General features: G+C 70.5%; 20 protein-coding genes. 10 read left to right on the plus strand and 10 right to left on the minus strand.

What is annotated here, in order from left to right:
* Positions 1-38 precede the first annotated feature (38 nt).
* The 3 genes from L0984_RS18730 to L0984_RS18740 are packed head-to-tail and all read left to right on the plus strand — an operon-like array spanning position 39 to position 3,238.
* Positions 39-704 carry a response regulator gene (locus tag L0984_RS18730; protein ID WP_234195300.1) on the plus strand — a complete coding sequence of 222 codons (666 nt, stop codon included), beginning with the start codon at positions 39-41 and terminating at the stop codon, positions 702-704.
* Positions 685-2,199 carry a sensor histidine kinase gene (locus tag L0984_RS18735; protein ID WP_255697494.1) on the plus strand — a complete coding sequence of 505 codons (1,515 nt, stop codon included), beginning with the start codon at positions 685-687 and terminating at the stop codon, positions 2,197-2,199. Before L0984_RS18730 ends, L0984_RS18735 begins: the two co-directional genes overlap by 20 nt.
* Entirely contained in the window at positions 2,168-3,238 is a 1,071-nt protein-coding gene (locus L0984_RS18740) for a Bug family tripartite tricarboxylate transporter substrate binding protein (RefSeq protein WP_234195302.1), read from the plus strand. The genes L0984_RS18735 and L0984_RS18740 overlap by 32 nt, the downstream gene beginning before the upstream one ends.
* A gap of 27 nt (positions 3,239-3,265) precedes the next feature.
* On the opposite strand, the gene L0984_RS18745 is transcribed toward L0984_RS18740, so the two are convergent.
* The 4 genes from L0984_RS18745 to L0984_RS18760 form a co-directional block, all read right to left on the minus strand.
* Entirely contained in the window at positions 3,266-4,198 is a 933-nt protein-coding gene (locus L0984_RS18745; protein WP_234195303.1) for a 2-hydroxyacid dehydrogenase, read from the minus strand.
* Positions 4,198-5,184: a Bug family tripartite tricarboxylate transporter substrate binding protein gene (locus tag L0984_RS18750; protein ID WP_234195304.1), complete on the minus strand. Its 987-nt coding sequence runs from the start codon at positions 5,182-5,184 to the stop codon at positions 4,198-4,200. Before L0984_RS18750 ends, L0984_RS18745 begins: the two co-directional genes overlap by 1 nt.
* Positions 5,185-5,203: 19 nt before the next feature.
* Positions 5,204-6,364, minus strand: coding sequence for an alpha/beta hydrolase family protein (locus tag L0984_RS18755; protein WP_234195305.1), 1,161 nt, complete (start codon positions 6,362-6,364; stop codon positions 5,204-5,206).
* A gap of 440 nt (positions 6,365-6,804) precedes the next feature.
* Positions 6,805-7,347: a hypothetical protein gene (locus L0984_RS18760; protein WP_234195306.1), complete on the minus strand. Its 543-nt coding sequence runs from the start codon at positions 7,345-7,347 to the stop codon at positions 6,805-6,807.
* Positions 7,348-7,505: 158 nt separating this feature from the next.
* On the opposite strand from L0984_RS18760, the gene L0984_RS18765 reads away from it, so the two are divergent.
* The 5 genes from L0984_RS18765 to L0984_RS18785 all read left to right on the plus strand — a co-directional run bounded on the left by L0984_RS18765 (position 7,506) and on the right by L0984_RS18785 (position 12,153).
* Positions 7,506-8,696: an MBL fold metallo-hydrolase gene (locus tag L0984_RS18765; protein ID WP_234195308.1), complete on the plus strand. Its 1,191-nt coding sequence runs from the start codon at positions 7,506-7,508 to the stop codon at positions 8,694-8,696.
* Positions 8,681-9,103, plus strand: coding sequence for a hypothetical protein (locus tag L0984_RS18770; protein WP_234195310.1), 423 nt, complete (start codon positions 8,681-8,683; stop codon positions 9,101-9,103). The genes L0984_RS18765 and L0984_RS18770 overlap by 16 nt, the downstream gene beginning before the upstream one ends.
* A 62-nt stretch (positions 9,104-9,165) precedes the next feature.
* The gene (locus tag L0984_RS18775) at positions 9,166-10,146 is read left to right on the plus strand and encodes a Bug family tripartite tricarboxylate transporter substrate binding protein (protein ID WP_370646075.1); all 981 of its coding nucleotides are present in this window, start codon (positions 9,166-9,168) and stop codon (positions 10,144-10,146) included.
* 31 nt (positions 10,147-10,177) lie between these two features.
* Complete coding sequence (locus tag L0984_RS18780; RefSeq protein WP_234195312.1) at positions 10,178-10,624, plus strand: tripartite tricarboxylate transporter TctB family protein; 447 nt, start codon at positions 10,178-10,180, stop codon at positions 10,622-10,624.
* On the plus strand, positions 10,621-12,153 hold the full coding sequence (locus L0984_RS18785) for a tripartite tricarboxylate transporter permease (protein WP_370646107.1): 1,533 nt from the start codon (positions 10,621-10,623) through the stop codon (positions 12,151-12,153). Before L0984_RS18780 ends, L0984_RS18785 begins: the two co-directional genes overlap by 4 nt.
* Here the strand turns inward: L0984_RS18785 and L0984_RS18790 are convergent.
* Genes L0984_RS18790 through L0984_RS18805 form a run of 4 tightly spaced genes read right to left on the minus strand, consistent with a single transcriptional unit; the run spans position 12,135 to position 15,576 of the window.
* Complete coding sequence (locus L0984_RS18790) at positions 12,135-13,544, minus strand: sensor histidine kinase (protein ID WP_234195316.1); 1,410 nt, start codon at positions 13,542-13,544, stop codon at positions 12,135-12,137. The genes L0984_RS18785 and L0984_RS18790 overlap by 19 nt on opposite strands.
* The gene (locus L0984_RS18795) at positions 13,534-14,211 is read right to left on the minus strand and encodes a response regulator (protein ID WP_234195318.1); all 678 of its coding nucleotides are present in this window, start codon (positions 14,209-14,211) and stop codon (positions 13,534-13,536) included. Before L0984_RS18795 ends, L0984_RS18790 begins: the two co-directional genes overlap by 11 nt.
* Positions 14,212-14,250: 39 nt before the next feature.
* A complete protein-coding gene (locus L0984_RS18800) occupies positions 14,251-14,910 on the minus strand; it encodes a DUF1345 domain-containing protein (protein ID WP_234195320.1) in 660 nt (219 codons plus the stop codon).
* Between the two features lie 60 nt (positions 14,911-14,970).
* The gene (locus tag L0984_RS18805; RefSeq protein ID WP_234195321.1) at positions 14,971-15,576 is read right to left on the minus strand and encodes a glutathione S-transferase; all 606 of its coding nucleotides are present in this window, start codon (positions 15,574-15,576) and stop codon (positions 14,971-14,973) included.
* Positions 15,577-15,654: 78 nt separating this feature from the next.
* On the opposite strand from L0984_RS18805, the gene L0984_RS18810 reads away from it, so the two are divergent.
* Positions 15,655-15,861 carry a hypothetical protein gene (locus L0984_RS18810; protein WP_234195323.1) on the plus strand — a complete coding sequence of 69 codons (207 nt, stop codon included), beginning with the start codon at positions 15,655-15,657 and terminating at the stop codon, positions 15,859-15,861.
* Here the strand turns inward: L0984_RS18810 and L0984_RS18815 are convergent.
* On the minus strand, positions 15,832-17,070 hold the full coding sequence (locus L0984_RS18815) for a CaiB/BaiF CoA transferase family protein (protein WP_234195325.1): 1,239 nt from the start codon (positions 17,068-17,070) through the stop codon (positions 15,832-15,834). The genes L0984_RS18810 and L0984_RS18815 overlap by 30 nt on opposite strands.
* On the opposite strand from L0984_RS18815, the gene L0984_RS18820 reads away from it, so the two are divergent.
* Positions 17,069-17,269 carry a hypothetical protein gene (locus tag L0984_RS18820; RefSeq protein ID WP_234195326.1) on the plus strand — a complete coding sequence of 67 codons (201 nt, stop codon included), beginning with the start codon at positions 17,069-17,071 and terminating at the stop codon, positions 17,267-17,269. The two genes, L0984_RS18815 and L0984_RS18820, sit on opposite strands and share 2 nt — an antisense overlap.
* A 32-nt stretch (positions 17,270-17,301) precedes the next feature.
* Here the strand turns inward: L0984_RS18820 and L0984_RS18825 are convergent, their stop codons facing one another.
* On the minus strand, positions 17,302-18,210 hold the full coding sequence (locus L0984_RS18825) for a LysR family transcriptional regulator (RefSeq protein ID WP_234195327.1): 909 nt from the start codon (positions 18,208-18,210) through the stop codon (positions 17,302-17,304).
* Between the last annotated feature and the right edge of the window lie 120 nt (positions 18,211-18,330).

Genomic DNA, 18,330 nt, shown 5'->3' on the forward strand with positions numbered 1-18,330 from the left:
GCCGACGCGGCCACGGGCCGCAGCTAGCATCGGCCCCCATGCGCATCCTCCTGGCGGAAGACGAACACAACCTCGGCACCTGGCTGTGCCGGGCGCTGGAGCATTCGGGCATCCAGGTCGAATGGGTGGACGACGGTCGCCTGGCCGACCGCGCCCTGCAGCAGCGCGACCACGACGCACTGGTGCTCGACCTGGGCCTGCCCGGCCTGGACGGCCACCGCGTGCTGCAGCGCCTGCGCGAGCGCGACCAGCGCATCCCGGCGCTCATCCTCACCGCGCGCGATTCGGTGGACGAGAAGGTGGCAGCGCTGAACGCAGGCGCCGACGACTTCCTCGCCAAGCCCTTCGCCCTTGCCGAGCTGGAAGCGCGGCTGCATGCGCTGGTGCGCCGCGCCCGCGGCGTGGAGCATCCGCGCTTCGCCTGCGGCCCGCTGGTGTACGACGGCACACGGCGGCAGTTCACGCTGCATGGCGAGGTGCTGGCACTGTCGCCGCGCGAGTCCGCCGTGCTGCGGGCGCTGGCGCAGCGCACGGGCGAGCCGCTGTCCAAGCAGCAGATCGTCGACCGCGTGTTCTCGGACCAGGACGATGTGCACCCCGAGGCCGTCGAGGTGCTGGTCTACCGGCTGCGCAGGCGCCTGGAAGGCAGCGGTGCGCGCATCGTCACCCTGCGCGGGCTGGGCTATGTGCTCGAGCCGGACTGAGCCGCCGGCAGCCGCGCGCCCGGGGCTGCGCCCGCGCGTCGCCCGCTGGCTGCAGCGAAGCAGTCTGTGGCAGCGGCTGGCACTGCTCCTTCTGCCGGGGCTTGCGGCGGTGACGGCGCTGGAGCTGTGGATGACCCGGCACGATGCGCTGGAATCCGCCAATTCGGCCTATGACCGCTCCCTGCTGGGCGCTCTGAAGTCCATCGACGCCAACATCTCCACCGCCTCCGGCGGGCTCTCGCTGGAGATGCCCTACACCATGTTCGAGTTCTTCGAGCTCACGGCGAGCGGGCAGGTGTTCTTTCGCGTCGCCACCTCGGACGGGCTGGTCGAGCTGGGCAGCGCCGACTTCCCGCAGCCAAGCACCCCGCCGCCCATGGGCGTGCCGGTGTTCTACGACGCGATGTACTTCGGCGAGCCGGTGCGACTGGCGGCCTATGAGCGCGAACTGGAGCGCATGCCCGCCGGCAGCACGGCGCGCCGCGTGATGATCCAGGTGGGCGAAAGCACCCGGTCGCGCGAGGTCTTCAGCGCCCGCTTCGTGCGCAGTGCCGCCTTGCGCGACCTGCTGGTGCTGCTCCTGATGCTGGGCGGCACCACCTTCGCGCTGTTGGCAGCGCTGCGGCCGCTCTCGCGGCTGGCGCAGGAGGTCGAGGAGCGCGCGCCCGACGACCTGAACCGCATCTCGCAGGAGAACCTGCCCGCCGAGATCCGTCCCCTGGTGGCGGCGGTCAACCAGCAGATGGCGCGCACGCAGGAGCTGGTGTCGCTGCAGCGCCAGTTCCTGGACGATGCCTCGCACCAGCTGCGCACCCATCTCACCACGCTGCAGATGCAGGTGGACTATGCGCGCCGTGAGCAGGACCCCGGCATGGTGCAGGACGCGCTCGCCGCCCTCGAAGCCGAAATCGCCAGTGCCACGCGCAGCGCGCAGCAGTTGCTGGCCCTCGGCCGCAGCGACACGGTGCCGGTGGAGGCGGCCTTCTTCGACAGCGGCGAACTGCTGCGCGAGGTCGCACTGCAATGGCTGCCGACCGCCCGCCGCAAGCGCATCGACCTGGGCATCCAGCCCGAAGAGGGCGCCCCGGTCGCCGTCGGCGACCGCCATCTGCTGCGCGAGGCCTTCGCCAACCTGGTGGCCAATGCCGTGGCCTACACACCCGACGGCGGCACGGTGACACTGCTGTCCGGCAGCGATGCGCAGGGCTGGTGGCTGGCCGTCGAGGACAACGGCCCCGGCCTGGATGCCGAGGACCGTGCGCGCCTGGGCCAGCGATTCCAGCGCGGCAGCGGCGCGCGGCCGGGCGGCTTCGGCCTGGGCCTGGCCATCGCGCGCTCCATCGCCCAGCGCCATCGCGGCGAACTGCGGCTGCTGGACCGTGCGCCATCATCCGGCCTGCACGCCGGGATCTGGTGGCCGCGCGATCGCCGCGCCGACGCAACGAGAACGACAGGAGACACGCATGAGCCATCGCACCACGGTCCGCTCGCCTGATCGCCGCCAGCTGCTGCTTCGCGCCGCCGCAGCCCTGACGCTGCCCACAGGCGCGTCGGGTACGGCGCTTGCCGCCACTGCGGCCGCCCCGTCCGCTGCAGCCCCAGACCCGAGCGCCCTGCCCGCCGAGTGCGTCATCCCGGCGAAGGCCGGCGGTGGCTTCGCGCTGACCTGCGCGTTGGCGCGCGACGCCCTGCAGGCGGTGCGGCCCCAGCGCCCCGCGCTGGGCCAGCGCTTCCTGCCCGGCGGCATCGGTGCCCTCGCCTTCGACCAGATCGCCACGGGGCGCATCGGCGGCCCGGGCACGCTGGTCGCCTTTTCCGGCGGCTCGCTGCTGAACATCGCGCAGGGCCGCTTCGGCCCGCACCCGGTCTCGGCCGTGCGATGGCTTGCGTTGCTCGGCGCCGACTACGGCGTGATCGCCGTGCACGGCGACGCGCCCTATCGCCGACTGCATGACCTGGTGGAGGCGCTGCGCGCGAAGCCCGGCCGCGTGGCCTTCGGCGCCGGGGGCACGGTCGGCAGCCAGGACTGGGTGAAGGCCGCCCTGCTGGTCAGGGCCAGCGGCAGCGACCACAAGACCATGCGCTTCGTGGCCTTCGAGGGCGGCGGCGATGCACTGAATGCGCTGCAGGGGCGACATGTGGACGTGTTCTGCGGCGACGCCGCCGAAGCCGCCCAGGCCGTGGCTGCCGGCGCTTCACTGCGCTTCCTGGCCGTCTTTTCGGCCCAGCGCCTGGGCGGCGTGCTGCAGGGGGTGCCCACGGCGCGCGAACAGGGCATCGACATCGTCTGGCCGACCGTGCGCGGCGTGTACCTCAGCGCCGATGTGCCGGAGCCTGCGGTGCGCGCCTGGACCGCCGCGTTCGAGGAGGCGATGAAGGCGCCAGGCTATGCGCAGCTGCTGGCCCGCAATGCGCTCTATCCCTTTGCGCTCACCGGTCCGGCCCTGGAGCGATTCGTGGAAGCGGAGCTGGACAAGTACCAGAAGCTGGCGCCGGAACTGGGCCTGCGCCGATGGAGCCGCACGGGCGGCTGAGAGGCTGCCGCGCGGCACCGACCCGGGTCAGTAGCCGGCGGCGCGGTCCACGGCCCGCAGTGGTGGCAGGCCGGCCTGCACGCGCGCAACCTCCTGGGCAAACTGCGCGACCACGTCGTCGATGTCCACGCGACGACAGGCATGCGGGGTGACGACGACGCGCGGGTGCTGCCAGAAGGGGCTGTCGGGCGGCAAAGGCTCCTGCCTGAAGACATCCAGCACCGCCGTGGCCAAGTGACCGCCATCCAGCGCGGCCAGCAGGTCGGCGTCCACCACATGCTCGCCGCGGCCAACGTTCAACAGCGATGCGCCCCTGGGCAGTTGCGCCAGCAAGCGCGCGTCGATCAGGTTCTCCGTGTCGGGCGTCAGCGGCAGCAGGTTGACCAGGATCTGCGAGCGGGCCAGCAACGCCTGCAGCCCCGCAGCGCCTTCGAAGACGTGGATGCCGTCCTCCGCCCTGGCCCGCCGCGCCCACGCGGCCACATCGAAGCCGACCTGCCGCAACAGGCGTGCCGCAGGCGCCGCCATCGCGCCGAAGCCGAGGAAGCCAACGCGGCGCTCGCGCACGGGCAGCGGGGCGCGCTTGCGCCACCGCCCCTCGCGCTGGTCCAGCGCATAGGCTGGCAGCTCGCGGTGCAGCTGCAGCACCTGGGTCAGCACATACTCGTTCATCAGCACGTCGCCGGCCTGGGGCACGGGCCGCGTCAGCGGCACCGCAGCGGGAATGCCGCCCTCGCGCAGCAGGTGGTCCACACCGGCATGCAGCGAGCCCACCAGGCGAAGCCGGGGTAGCCCCTGCAGCGCCCCGTGCGGGATGCGCGAGACCAGCGCGAACTCGATCTCCGCCGCATCTCCGACATCGGGCCAGATGCGCACGGGCAGTTCGTCGCCGCAGTGCGCCTGCACCGCGGCGCGCAACTCCGGCAGGGGCACGGGCCCCGCATGCAGCAGCAGCGCCATCACTCGGCGCGAATGTTGTTGCGGCGGATCACCTCGCCCCAGCGCCGCTGCTCGCTGGCCAGCAGCTTCGCAAACTGCTCGGGGGTGCCGGTGCTGATCTCGCCGCCCCCGTTGGCCGCGAACTGCTGCATCTCGGCCGAGGCCATCCCCTTGGCCGCCGCTTCGCGCACGCGCGCGATGATGGGCGCGGGCGTGCCCAGCGGTGCCATCAGCCCCATCCAGTAGTCTGCGCCGGCGTCCAGCACCCCCAGTTCCACCAGCGTGGGCACACCGGGCATCAGGTTCGAGCGGGCGTCGCTGCTCAGAGCCAGCACCTTCACCTTGCCTTGTTTCATCCAGATCTGGGCGTTGGGCACGGTGTCGAAGTACATCTGCACCTCGTCGGCGGCCAAGGCCTGCACCGCGGCGGCCGAGCCCTTGTAGGGCACGTGCACCAGATCGAGCCCGGTACGGCTCTTGAACAGCTCGCCCAGCAGGTGGTTGGTGCTGCCCACGCCGGAAGATGCGTAGTTCAGCTTTCCGGGCCGCTGCTTGGCGTAGGCCATGAAGTCGGCCAGGGTCTTGCCCGGCACCGAGGTGCTCACCATCAACACGCCCAGATAGTGAATCAGCAGCGTGATCGGCGCGAAGTCGCGCGCACCGTCGTAGGGTGGCTTCTCCAGCAAGAGCGGCGCGATCACCTGGTTGGTCGAGGTGGTGAACATCAGCGTGTAGCCGTCGGCCGGCGAGCGCATCGCCGCCTGAGTGCCAATGGTGCCGGTGGCGCCGGGCCGGTTGTCCATGACCACGGGCTGGCCCAGCTCGATGCGCAGGCGGTCGGCCACCATCCGGGCGGTGATGTCCGTGGCGCCGCCGGGCGCGAACGGCACGATCAGCTTGATGGGCCGGTCGGGATAGCCACTCTGGGCCGAGGCCCCGAAGGCGAACGAGGCGGCGCCGGCTGCGGCTGCGGTCAGCACGCGGCGGCGGGGGATCGATGGGGGCATGCTTGTCTCCTCGTGGCGATCACCGAACTGGCGCGGTGTGTCCGCCCAGCACCTCGGCCACCCAATCCGCCATGTAGTCGGTGGCAGGCGCCTGGTTGTCGACATGGCAGTGCTCGCAGCCGCCTTCTTCGGCGGTGAAGACCCGCAGTTCGCGCCGCGCGCTGTGGACGGCGGCCGCGTAGACCTGATGCGCCTCGGTCACCGGCGTCTGCCGGTCATTGCCACCGTGCGTGATGAGCAGCGGGCAGCGGATGCGCTCGGCGATGCCGCCGAGATGCATGGGCGCCATCTTCGCGACGACGTCCTCGACGCCCTTGGCCCCGTACACCCACTCGGCGTGCTCCAGATGGAAGTGCACCGCCTGTGCGAGCTGGCCCTTGAGGCGCTTCTCGAAGAGCGAGCCCCAGTCCCACACCCCCGTCCAGGCGACGCAGCAGGCAAAGCGCGGCTCCAGCGCGGCGGAACGCACGGCGTGATAGCCACCCGCGGACGGTGCAATGATGCCGATGCGCGCCGGGTCCACGTCGCTGCGGCCCAGCAGGTACTCCAGGCTGGCGCGCGCCGGGCGCTCGGTCTCGGGCATGCCCAGCAGGCCCTGCAGGCGCAACGCCTCGCCCACGCCGGGATGGTCCACGATCAGCATCGAGATGCCTCGGCGGCGGAACTCCTCGTGGATCTGCATCAGGCAGATCGTCTCCTTCATGATGTCGAAGCCATCGAACATCACCATGCAGGGCCCTCGCCCCTCGCCTGCCCGCACGAACAGTGCCGGCAGTGTGCTGCCTTCGTAGGGCACGGCACAGCGCTCCACGGGCTGCTCCAGCGTGGCCTGCCAGCCCGCAAAGGTGTCGAGCATGCGGTGGTAGACCGGCATGCGCTGGGGGTCCGCGTGGCGCATCTGCCGCTCGGCCATCATGTAGTAGGTGCAGGCGCGCTGCAGCTTGCGTCCTGCACTGAAGGCGCGACCGGCGCGCCGGTCGACTTCGGCCTGCGCCGACACGCGGTCGGCCACCTTCAGCCAACTCTGCGTCCATGCGAGGGACGAGGCGTCGCCTTTGACAGAGGCGTAGGGCCGCAGCGGCCTGCATGCTTCGTCGATATCGCCGATGGCGCCACCGCAGGTTTCGGCCATCATTACCGCCAGGCTCCAGGCGTAGTTGTCGGGGAAGTATTCGAACATCGTCTCGGTTGTTGAAGATGGCGACCGCGCACGGCTGCGCCACCAGGACCGCATGGGTGCTGGGCGGTAGGCGGCGGATCGTCGGGCCGGAGGCCGGCAGGGGTCGTGGTTCAGCCTCTCGGGCTGGCAGCGGCGGATGTCTTGGTCAGTCTTGTCTCCTTCTGCGATCAGCGTCTTGGGCGCATGCCGTCGTGCTTCGATGGGCGGCGGTGTCGATCACTGCCGACCCACGGCCTGGGCATGCACTCGGACCGCCGAAGTCGCCTGGCGGAGAGGGTGCGTGTGAGGCCGTGATGAGCGGCGCTCAGCATAGGAGTGCGGACAGGGGCGGCACCAATGGAATCTGGCGATGGTTCGCATCGCCGCGGACGATGCATGCATCGCCCGCGCACCTTCAGTGCCTCGGCAGAAGCGAATGCTGCGGGCCGAGCGAACGCCGCTCAGTCGTTCGGCGGCAGCTCGAATTCGCGCTGCGCCGCCTGGATCGTTGCGGCCGAAGGCATCGATCGCAAGGCCGCAGCCCGCTGCGGCGACGTCGGCAGGCGGTCGGCCACCGGCCGCGCCGGCCTGGGCGTCTGCACCAGGGGATCGACAGCCGTCGCAGCAAGCGGCGGCGTGCGACCCGTCATCGACACCGTCGCGCCAGGCACGGCAGCCGACGCCTGGGTCGCGCTCAAGGTCACCACGATGCGCCGACCCTCGACGGTGCGCAGCACCACCTCATCGACGCGCACGGCTTCGATCGTCCACGCCGGCGTGACGGCGGAACGGGCCCGATACAACTGCCAGCCCGACGGTCCCACAGCCATGAGCGCCAGGCTGCGGGTCGCGTCGGCATGCACCACGGTTCCGCCCAGCTGAACGACGGGCGCGTCGTCTGCCCATGCTGCCTGCACGCCAGCAACGACAAGCATGGCGCATGCGAGCCGCACGCGACGCAGGAGATGCGCGAGCGGTGGGCAGGCAACGCGAGGAAAGGTCATGGGTTCGGAATGGCCAAGCGCAGCACACGATTGTTCCCACTCTGGAGCCGCTTTCCATCGGTACAGGTCCCAGGACGAACTGAAAGCCAATTGAAAGGCGCGACCTTCTATGGTCGCTGCGCGCGGGCCACCGTGGCGCCCGCACCTCTGGAGACAAGATGAACAGAACCTTTGCCCTGACGGGCATTTGCGCAGCCGTGGTGCTGCTGGCCGCATGCGGCGGCGGAAGCAAGCAGACCAGCGTGGGCCTCGTGGCACCCCCACCCCCCTCTTCCGAACAGCCCAGCACGCCGACGCCACCGCCGCCGGCCGTCGATCCGCTGGCCAAGGCACCTGCCGATGTACGGATGACCTGGTTCGGCATCACCAACTGGCACTACCAGATCGGCGACAAGGGCGTGATGCTCGACGGCGAAGTCGTGAACGCCGGGCGCACGGCCAATGCCGCCGCCGTCACCAAGGCCCTGACGGCACTGACCGACGGCGTGGCCGGCAACTCGGTCGATGTCGTGCTGCTCGGTCATGTGCATCCCGACCATTCCGTGCAACTGCCTGAATGGGCCAAGCAGACGGGCAAGCGCGTGTACGCACCGCCAGCCGCCTGCGCCACGCTGGTGGGCAGCAACGGCATCCCGGCCGACCAATGCGTGGGCCTCAAGGGTGGCGAAGTGATCGATCTCGACGCCTTCACCCAGATCCGGGCCGTGCGCTGGGTGCACAGCGTGGACTGCGACGAGTTCAGCAATGGCACCGGCGGCGCCGAGACCTTCGGCTTCCTCTTCACCACCAGGATCAAAACGGGCGAGACGCTGAGCTGGTTCGTCTCCGACAGCGGCGCAGGCGGCCCCGACCTCACGGCACCGCGCGTGGTCACGACGGTGGAGAACGGCCAGAACGTCACCACCACCTACGGCTCGCCGCTGCAGAACCTCAAGGATGCCCTCAAGTCCGCGGGCCTCAAGAGCTTCGACGTGTGGCAGGGGGGACCCGAGTCGCGCATGGTCTACCAGGCCCGCACGGTGATCCCGGAGTTCGAGGTGAAGACCTTCATGCCGCACCACCTCAATTCGCGTGCGGCGGGCGGGCAGTCCTTCAGCCTGACCTACGGCATGCACTATGCCTACAGCGAGGACGACCAGCCCAAGCTGAAGGAGTTCCTGAAGACGGTGGAGGTCCCGCAGATCTATCCGACCAATTATTTCGACGCCTGGACCTATGGCCGCGACGGCGTGAAGGTGGTGGCCAACGACAAGATGAAGGCCGCCTACGGCCTGCCGGCCACCGGCCCCGGCCCCGGCCAGCAGTTCCCCAACCCGCGCGCGGGCGCCCTGGAATGCAAGTACGACTGAGGTCGCGCCGCGCCCTCGTGCGGTGCGCTGGTGCGCTGCTGCTGGTCGCGTCGCCATGGGTGGCCTTCGCCCACGGCGACTGGCCGCCCAAGCATGGCGGGGTGATGAACGACGGCGAGACCTCCTTCGAGCTGGTGCAGCGCCGCGACGGCCTGCACTTCTACGTCGAGGACCACGGTGAGCGCGTGCGTACGGCAGGCAGCACGCCGACGCTGCTCGTGCGTCGAAACGGCACGGAGAAGAGTCATGCGGGCAAGCCACAGGGCGACAACGTGCTCTTCTTCGCGGGCGTGCGTCTGCACCCTTCGGACGACGTGATGGTCCGTGTGACCTTCGCCCACGGCGCCACCGCCGTGGGCCGCTTTCCGCCACTGCTGCGGGCCAGGGTTTCTACGGCATCCCGCTGAAAGCCGGACGAAAGGCGTGCGCCGATAAGGTCAGGGGACTCGAGACCCTTTGGAGACCTTTCATGCCTGTGCGTCCTCTTTCCCTGTCCCTCGTCCTCATGGCCGCCGCCACGGCCGCGCTCGCCGGCCCCCTCGACAAGACCGAATGCATCGCGCCGGCCAAGCCGGGCGGCGGGTTCGATCTGACCTGCAAGCTGGTGCAAAGCGGCCTGCTCGACGGCAAGTACATCGCCGATCCGATGCGCGTGACCTACATGCCAGGCGGCATCGGCGCGGTGGCCTACAACACCGTCATCGCGCAGCGCCCCGATGCGGCCAACACCATCGTGGCCTTCTCGGGCGGCTCGCTGCTCAACCTCGCGCAAGGCAAGTTCGGCCGCTATTCCGAGAACGACGTGAAGTGGCTCGCTGCCATCGGCACCGACTACGGGGCCGTGGTGGTGGCCGAGAACTCGCCCTACAAGACCTTGCAGGACGTGATGGCCGCGATGAAGGCCGACCCCGCCAAGGTTGTGCTCGGTGCCGGCGGCACCATCGGCAGCCAGGACTGGATGAAGGCTGCGCTGCTGGCGCGGGCCGCAGGCGTCAACCCGCGGCAGATGCGCTTCGTGGCCTTCGAGGGCGGCGGCGAAGCCATGACGGCCCTGCAAGGCGGCCACATCCATGTGTTCACCGGCGATGCGGCCGAGACACTGCAGCAGGCCAAGGCCGGCACCAAGGTGCGCGTGCTGGCCGTCATGTCCGACAAGCGCCTGCCCGGCGAGTTCGCCAAGGTGCCCACGGCGAAGGAGGCCGGCGCGGACATCCAGTGGCCCATCGTGCGCGGCTTCTACCTGGGCCCCAAGGTGAGCCAGGCCGATTACGACACCTGGGCCCAGACCTTCTCGAAGATGATGGCCACGCCCGCCTACGAGAAGCTGCGCGACGAGCGCGGCCTGTTCCCGCTGGCCATCGTGGGCAGCGAGCTCGACGGCTACGTCAAGCAGCAGGTGGCGCAGTACCGCAAGCTGGTCGAGGACTTCGGCCTGAAGGTCGCGAATTGAACACCGCGCACAGCGCACGAGCGACCGACGCATGACCGACCGAATCCTTGGCGTGGCGTGCGTGCTGGCGGCGGCCGTCATGGCCCTCGCAGCACGCCATTACGTGGCCGACATCTCCTATGAACCCGTGGGCCCGCGTGCCTTTCCGATGCTGCTGGCCGGCCTGCTGGCCGTGGCAGGCCTGTGGCTGGCCGTCAAGCCCTCGCCCGACGCGACCGACTACCGCGGCCTGCCGCTGAAGCAGGTGGCGGTGGTCCTGGGCGCTGTCTTTGCCTATGCCCTGTGCTTCGAGGTGATGGGCTTTGCGCTGGCGACCACGCTGGTGGCAGTGCCCGTGGGCATGGCCTTCGGCGGCAAGCCGCTGAAGTGCCTGGCCGCCGGCGCAGTGCTGGGGGTGGGCGCCTTCTACATGTTCGACCGGCTGCTCGATGTGGTGCTGCCGATGGGCTGGCTGGCGCCGGTGCTGGGAGCCCTCTGATGGAGACGCTGCACTTCCTGCTCAGCGGCTTCGGCGTGGCCTTCACGCCGGTCAACCTGATCACGGCGGCACTGGGCGCCTTCATCGGTACCGTGGTCGGCCTGCTGCCCGGGCTGGGGCCGATCAACGGCGTCGCCATCCTGATGCCCCTGGCCTTCGCCATGAAGCTGCCGCCGGAGACATCGCTGATCCTGCTGGCCGCCGTGTACATCGGCTGCGAGTATGGCGGGCGCATCTCGTCGATCCTGCTGAACATCCCGGGCGATGCGGGCGCGATCATGACGGCGCTCGACGGCTACCCGATGGCCCGCAAAGGGCTGGGCGGCGTGGCGCTGTCGATCTCGGCGTGGAGCTCCTTCGTGGGCTCGCTGATCGCCACCGCCGGCATCGTGATGCTGGCCCCGCTGCTGGCGCGGTGGGCCATCTCTTTCGGCCCGGCCGAGTACTTCGCGCTGATGTGCTTCGCCTTTGCCTGCATCACCGGCCTGCTGGGCGATGCGCCGGTCAAGGCCGGTATCGCCGCGATCCTGGGGTTGGCGCTGTCCTGCGTGGGGCTGGACTCCAACTCGGGCATCTACCGCTTCACCGGCGGCGACGTGCACCTGTCAGACGGCGTTCAGTTCGTGGTGGTGGTGATCGGCGTGTTCTCGATCAGCGAGATCCTGCTCATGCTGGAGGCCCACCACAGCACCGGCGGCATGGTGCGCCAGACCGGCCGCAAGCTCTTCAACTGGTTCGAGGTCAAGTACACCTGGGTGAGCACACTGCGCTCGAGCGTGGTGGGCTTCGTGGTGGGCATCCTGCCCGGCGCGGGCGCCACGGTGGCCAGCGCCATGACCTACAGCATGGAAAAGCGCCTCCTCGACAAGGAAGGCACCTTCGGCCACGGCGACATCCGCGGCGTGGCGGCACCGGAGGCAGCCAACAACTCCGCGGCCACGGGCTCCTTCGTGCCCATGCTGACGCTCGGCGTGCCCGGCTCGGGCACCACCGCCGTGATGATGGGCGCGCTGGCGCTCTACAACATCACGCCCGGACCGGCCCTGTTCAGCATGCAGCCGGACCTGGTGTGGGGCTTCATCGCCTCGCTGTTCCTGGCCAACGTGATCCTGCTGGTCATCAACATCCCGATGGTGGGGCTGTTCACCAAGCTCTTGTCGGTGCCCAACTGGCTGCTGGTGCCCGCCATCCTGACGGTGAGCACCGTGGGCGTCTATGCGGTGCATGCCACCACCTTCGACCTGGTGCTGATGGCGGTGCTCGGCGTGGCCGGCTACCTGCTGCGCAAGCAGGGCGTGCCCATGGCACCGCTGATCCTGGGATTCGTGCTCGGGCCGCTGATGGAGCAGAACCTGCGCCGCGCCCTGTCGATCACGCAGGGCGACACAGCCATCCTGGTGGAAAGCCCCATCTCGCTGGGCCTGTGGATCTGCGCTGCCCTGATGCTGGTGGTGCCACCGCTGCTGCGCCTGCGTCGGCAGCGCGAACGGCAACGTGCCGCGTCGCCCGATCAGGCACCTGCGGCCTGATCGCCACGGGGCGGCGCGGCGGGCAGCCACAGGCTGGCCCGCAGCCCGCCCGCCGGTGCGCGGGCCAGTTCCAGGCGGCCGTGCAGCCGCGTCGCAATGGACTGCACGATGGCCAGGCCCAGGCCGGTGCCCTCGCCCTGCGCATTGCTCGCGCGAAAGAAGCGCTGGGTCACGAGCGGCAGTTCATCCTCGGGGATGCCCGGGCCATCGTCGGTCACGTCGATGCAGCATCCGCCCGCCTCGGCCCGAACGCCCACGGTGACGCTGCCGCCGGCCGGCGTGTGGCGCAGGGCGTTGTCGACCAGGTTGGACAGCGCTTCCTGCACCAGGCCCGCATGTGCCAGCGCCATCACCGGGGCACCCTCGTGCTCCAGCCCCAGGTCCACCGCTTTGCGGCGTGCGACGGGCCATAGCCTGCGCACCAATTCGCCCGCCAGCCCCGCCAGGTCGGTGCGCTCGGACTGCAGCGGCGAGGTGTCCGCGCGTGCCAGCACAAGCAGCTGGTTGACGCGCCGGATCATGGTCCGCAGCTGCACACGCATGGCCTCCATGGTTTCACGCACGCGCCGGTCGTCCGGCTCGCGCAGCGCATAGCCAGCCTGGGTCAGCAAGGTGGTCAGCGGGGTGCGCAGCTGGTGCGAGGCATCGTCGAGGAAGCGCCGCTGCGTGGCCAGCAGCGTGCGGTAGCGGCCCAGGTGGTCGTTGGTCGCCTGCACCAGGGGCAGCACATCCACCGGCACCCGGGCCGTGTCGATGGGCGAAAGGTCATCGGCCTGCCGGGCCTGCACACCTTCGCGCAGTTGCTTGAGCGGCCGCAGCGACCAGCTCACGGTCATCGCCGCCATGGCCGCCGCCAGCACGGCCAGCAGCACGTCGCGGATGACGGCCTGGAGGATGAACTGCCGGCTGAACTCTGCGCGCGAGGCCAGCGATTCGGCCACCTGGATGACGATGTTGCCGCTCGCCGGCTCGTCGAGCGGCCGCACGTAGGTGCCCACGCGCGCCGGGCCGTCGACATAGTCCACGGTCTGGAAGTGCGGGGTGCGCAGCGCCGTGGGCTCGTCCGGCATCGGGATGTCGGGGCTGCCGATCTCCACCAGCCCATCCTCGGTAGCCACCCGGTAGTGGACCGGACCGCTGGCCGTCAGTTCGAAGAACTCGAGCAGCACATAGGGCAGCTCCACGCCGATGCCGCCGCTCTCGGTGGAGATGCTCGCATCGATGGCACGGATGGCACCGTACAGCGAGCGGTCGAACGCCGCATTCACGGCCGCATCGGCGGTGCGCCAGGTGGCGAGCACCTGCAGCACGCTGCCGGCCAGCACCCCCGCCATCAGAACCACGGTCAACGTGCGGCGCAGGCTGGTGCGGTGCAGCGCATCAAGGCGCATGGCCGACCGCCTCCAGCACATAGCCCAGGCCGCGCATCGTCGTCACCTGGACATCGCTGCCGAGCAGGCGCTTGCGCAGCCGGTGGATGACCACTTCCACGGCTTCGGGGTTGACCTCGGCGTCGCCAGGGAACACCTGCTGCATCAGCTCGGCCTTGCCCACCGGCTGACCCGGTGCGCGGATCAGCACACCCAGCAGGGCGTGCTCGCGCGGTGTGAGCGTCAGGGGCTGCGCACCCAGCTGAAACCGCTTGCCGACCGGATCGAAGCTGAGCGAGCCGCAGCCCGGCCGCGCCGGCTCGCGGCTGCGGGCCCGGCGCACGAGCGCCAGCAGTCGCGCCTCCAGCTCCTCGATCTCGAAGGGCTTGGCCATGAAGTCGTCGGCGCCTCCCCGCAGCGTGGACACCCGCTGTGCGAGCGTGTCCCGCGCCGTGAGCACCAGTACCGGCAGTGCCTCGTCGTCCTCGCGCAGATTGGCCAGCACGTCCTCGCCGTCCAGTCCGGGCAGGCCCAGATCGAGGATCAGCGCGTCGTAGCGCTCGGCGCGCAGCGAGCGCGAGACCAGACGACCGTCGGCCACCCAGTCCACCGAACTGCCGCTCTGCGTCAGCGCGCGCATCATCCAGTCGGCCAGCGCCGCCTCGTCCTCTGCCAACAACAACTTCATGCTTGCCCTCTCGAAGTTGCCATTGTCCAGGCGCAGGCCCTACTGGATCACCCCCGCCGCCACATTGATCGACAGCGCCAGCACCACCATGTTGAAGCCGAAGGAGAGCACGCTGTGCAGCAGCGTCAGCCGCCGCATCTCGCGCGTGGTGACCTGCACGTCGGAGACCTGCGAGGTCATGCCGACCACGAAGGCGTAGTACATGAAGTCGCCGTAGTCGGGCTCGGCCTTGCCCGGAAAGTCCAGCCCGCCCTCGTCGGGCGTGCCGTCGTCGCGGTAGTAGCGGTGCGCGTAGTGGAAGGCGTAGACGGTGTGGATCATCAGCCACGAGCCGGCCAGCGCGACCATGCCCAGCACGATGTGCGCGCCCCGCTCCACGCCACCGAGCTGCTTGACCTGCTGCAGCAGCAGGCCGATGGCGATCACGCTGCTGACGATGGCCGCCGAGACGATGGCCAGGATGATGGGCCCCGGCGGATCGAGCGAGCGGGCCCGGGCCTTGACCTGCGCCGCGTCGAAGATGCGCGCCTGCCAGGCCGCCCAGCCCAGGTAGGCGGCCACCGCCGCGCACCAGCCGAGCAGGCCCGCCGGCCGCGCGGCCATGCCGCCCGCGCTGCACAGGCCGGCCACGGCCAGGCCGGCGAGGGCGCCATAGGAAAGTCGCTGGGTGCCGTTGACATGTCGAAAGTGCCGTCGCATCCGGTCACTGTAGCGGGCGGGGCCTGCCGACGGTCTGACCCGGGACGGGTCCGTTGCGCCTCACAGCGCCCAGGTCGCCTGCATGCTGGCCCGCTGCCGGAAACCTTCGTACCACGCGGCCGTGGGGCCATGGCGCTCGCGCCAGCCAAGGTCGGGAAAGCGCAGGTCCAGGTACCACAGCGCACAGCCCACGGTGAGCGCCCCCAGGTCCACACGACCGGCGAGCAGGGCCGGTTGTGCATCCAGGTGGGCCAGCGAGGTCTCGACCTTGTCCAGCTGCGCGGCCCGCCATTCGGGCCAGCGGATGGCCTCGGGCCGGGCCACGTCCTCGTAGCGGGCGAGCAGCGCCGCGTCGAGCATGCCGTCGCCCAGCGACTGCAACGTGAGCGTGGTCCAGCGCGCCGCGCCCGAGGCGGGAATGAGGCGGCCACCGGCCTGCACGTCCAGGTATTCGCAGATCACCCGGCTGTCGTAGAGCACCTGACCGTCGTCGGTGAAGAAGGTGGGCACCTTGCCCAGTGGGTTGTGGCTGATGATCGCGGGGTCGCGCTGGACGGGATGGGCGTTGGAGGGCAGCAGCTGGATCTGCCCCTCCAGGCCGAGCTCGTGCGCGGTGACCAGGCACTTGCGCACATAGGGGGAGAAGGGCGAGAACAGGATCTTCATGCGTGGGACTCCGCAGTGGGGGTGTGGGCCAGGTGCTGGCCGGCCAGCCAGCCGAAGGTCAGCGCCGGGCCGAGCGTGATGCCGGGCGCAGGATACTGCCCACCCATCCGCGAAGCAGTGATCGGCGGCGACGCCGCGCGTGCCGAGCAGCTGATGCGCGAGCACGTCTACTACGCCGGCCTCATCCTCCGTCGCAACTACGAGGCGTTGCTCGACGCCGGCAAGGACGCGCCGGGGCTGCGCCCTTCGCGCCGTTCAGACGATGGCGCCCCGGGCGCCGGCTGAGACGGGCGAGGCGTCCACAGTCGCAGCGGCGTCCCCGAACTCGCGGCGGATCGCACTGCCCTGCGCGTCCAGTGCGGGTGCAGGCGCGAACTCGGCGGACTCCCACGGCACCGACCAGGGCGATGCGGGCACCTGGGCCGTCATGCCGTTGACGGCCATGGGCCGCGTCTTCAGCTGGGGGTGGGCGATCAGGTCGTCCACCGAATTGATGCTGCCGTAGGCCGTCTGGGCCTGCCTCAGGCGCCGGCGCATCTCCTCGCTGGTCTGGGCGGCGAACACCTCGGCCACCGCGCCGTCCACATAGGCCCGGTTGGCCACGCGCACCGCGTTGCCGGCGCAGCGCGGGTCCTGCAGCAGCTCGGGCCGCTGCAGCACGGTGCGGCAGAAGTCGGCCCACTCGCGCTCGTTCTGGATCGACAGCACGATGTCGCGGCCGTCGGCACAGCGGAAGGCACCATAGGGCGCGATGGTCGGATGCCTGAGGCCCACGCGCTGGGGCGCGCTGCCGCCGTAGCGGGTCTGCAGGTAGGGCACGCTCATCAGCTCGGCGGCCGAGCCGAAGAGGGACACCTTCACCGCCGCGCCCTCGCCGGTGCGCTCGCGCTGCATCAGCGCCTGCTGGATGCCGATCAGCGCATTCGTGCCCGCCGTGATGTCGCACAACGACACGCCGATGCGGCCCCATTCGCCCGGCGCACCGCTCACCGACACCAGGCCGCTCTCGGCCTGCACCAGCAGGTCGTAGGCCTTGAGCTCGCGCAGCGCGCCCTCGTCGCCGTAGCCGGTGATGTCGCAGGTGATGAGGCGCGGATGCCGTTCGCGCAGCGTGGCCGAGCCGATGCCCAGGCGCTCCGTGGCGCCGGGCGCCAGGTTCTGGATGAACACGTCGGCGCGGGCGAGCAGGCGCTCCAGCAGCGCGAGGTCGTCGGCCTTCTTGACGTCGAGCGCGATGGATTCCTTGCCCCGGTTGATCCACACCCAGTACGACGATTCGCCGCCCACGGTGCGGTCGTAGCCGCGGGCGAAGTCGCCCTCGCTGCGTTCGATCTTGATGACCCGGGCGCCGGCATCGGCGAGGCGGCTGCTGCAGTAGGGCGCGGCCACGGCCTGTTCCAGGGCCACCACGAGGACGCCCTCCAGCGGGCCGGCGGGCCGGCGGTCGGCGGCGCGGGAGGAAGTCGGGTCCGGGGCTTGGGCATGGGTCGTCATGGGCTGGATTCTGGAAGCGCGCCGCCCTGCGCCGGAATTGCTTTCGTGCAAATCCAGCCTTGCGGGGCAGGCAAGGCGGCCCTTCCCCAAAGGCGGGACGAGCCGGTATCTGGCCGGCTGCATGGGCACCAACAAGGTGTCGGCGTTCGAGCGGGTGCCGGCCCTGCAGAGCGAGAACGGGGTGAGCCCGCGCAGTTGACCGCTGAGGTGCCCACGCGCCCACGGGCCCCCTCAGCCGCCCTGCTCCTGGGGCGCCGCCGCGCAGGCCTCCAGGTGCGCCAGCAGCGTGTCCAGCGGCGTCTGCGCGGCCGGCTGGGCGCGCGTGCACAGCTGCATGCGGCGCACGGCCCAGTCGTCGGCGAGCGGCAGCACCTTGAGCTGCAGCGCATGCGCGAAGCTGCCGGCCGCCGCCAGGGGCAGGATGCCGACGCCCAGGCCGGCCTGCACCGCGCGGCACACGGCCTCGAAGCTGCGCACCTGCACCCGCAGCGCCATCGGCCGGCTCTGCGCCGAGGCCTGGGCGGTGATGAGGCGCGTGAGCGTGCTGCTGCCCTCCAGGCCCACCAGGTCGCGGTCCAGCAGGTCGGCGAAGGCCACCGTCTCGCCCACCGGCGCATCGGCTTCGCGGGTGACGGCGGCCAGCCGGTCGCTGCGGTAGGGCCGCACCCACAGGCCCGACACGTCGCAGCCTTCCACCACCACGCCCACGTCGGCCTCGCCGGCGCGCACGCGGCGGGCGGCCTCGTCGCTCCAGCATTCCTCCAGCACGATGCGCGCCCCGGCATGGTCGCCCTGGAAGCGCGCCACGTCGCCGGGCAGGAACTGCGACATGGCCGAGGTGTTGCCGTGCACCCGCAGCACCGCGAAGTTGCCGGCCGCGTAGTTGACCATCTCGGCGCGCATGTGCTGGACGTCGGCGATCACGTTGCGCGCCAGGCGCAGCAGGTGCTCGCCGGCCGGCGTGAGCTGCAGGCCGCGCGAATGGCGTGCGAAGAGCGTGGCATTGAACTGGTGCTCCAGCTGCGTGAGCCGGCGGCTGGCCGCCGGCACCGTGATGTGGCTGGCCTCGGCCGCGCGGGTGAGGTTGCGCAGCTCGGCCGCGCGCACGAAGAGGGCCAGGGAATCGATGTCCGGGAGCATGGCGGCCGATTCTGCCGCCCCACCGGCTTGTCTTGCCGTTCGTGCAAGGCGGCGTTGATCGCTTTCCAATTCACGGCCGTGGCCGCGCTGCCTACATTGCACGACGTTCCATGCACCAGA

This window comes from Pseudacidovorax sp. NFM-22 (assembly GCF_021401245.1).
Lineage (GTDB): Bacteria > Pseudomonadota > Gammaproteobacteria > Burkholderiales > Burkholderiaceae_C > Xenophilus.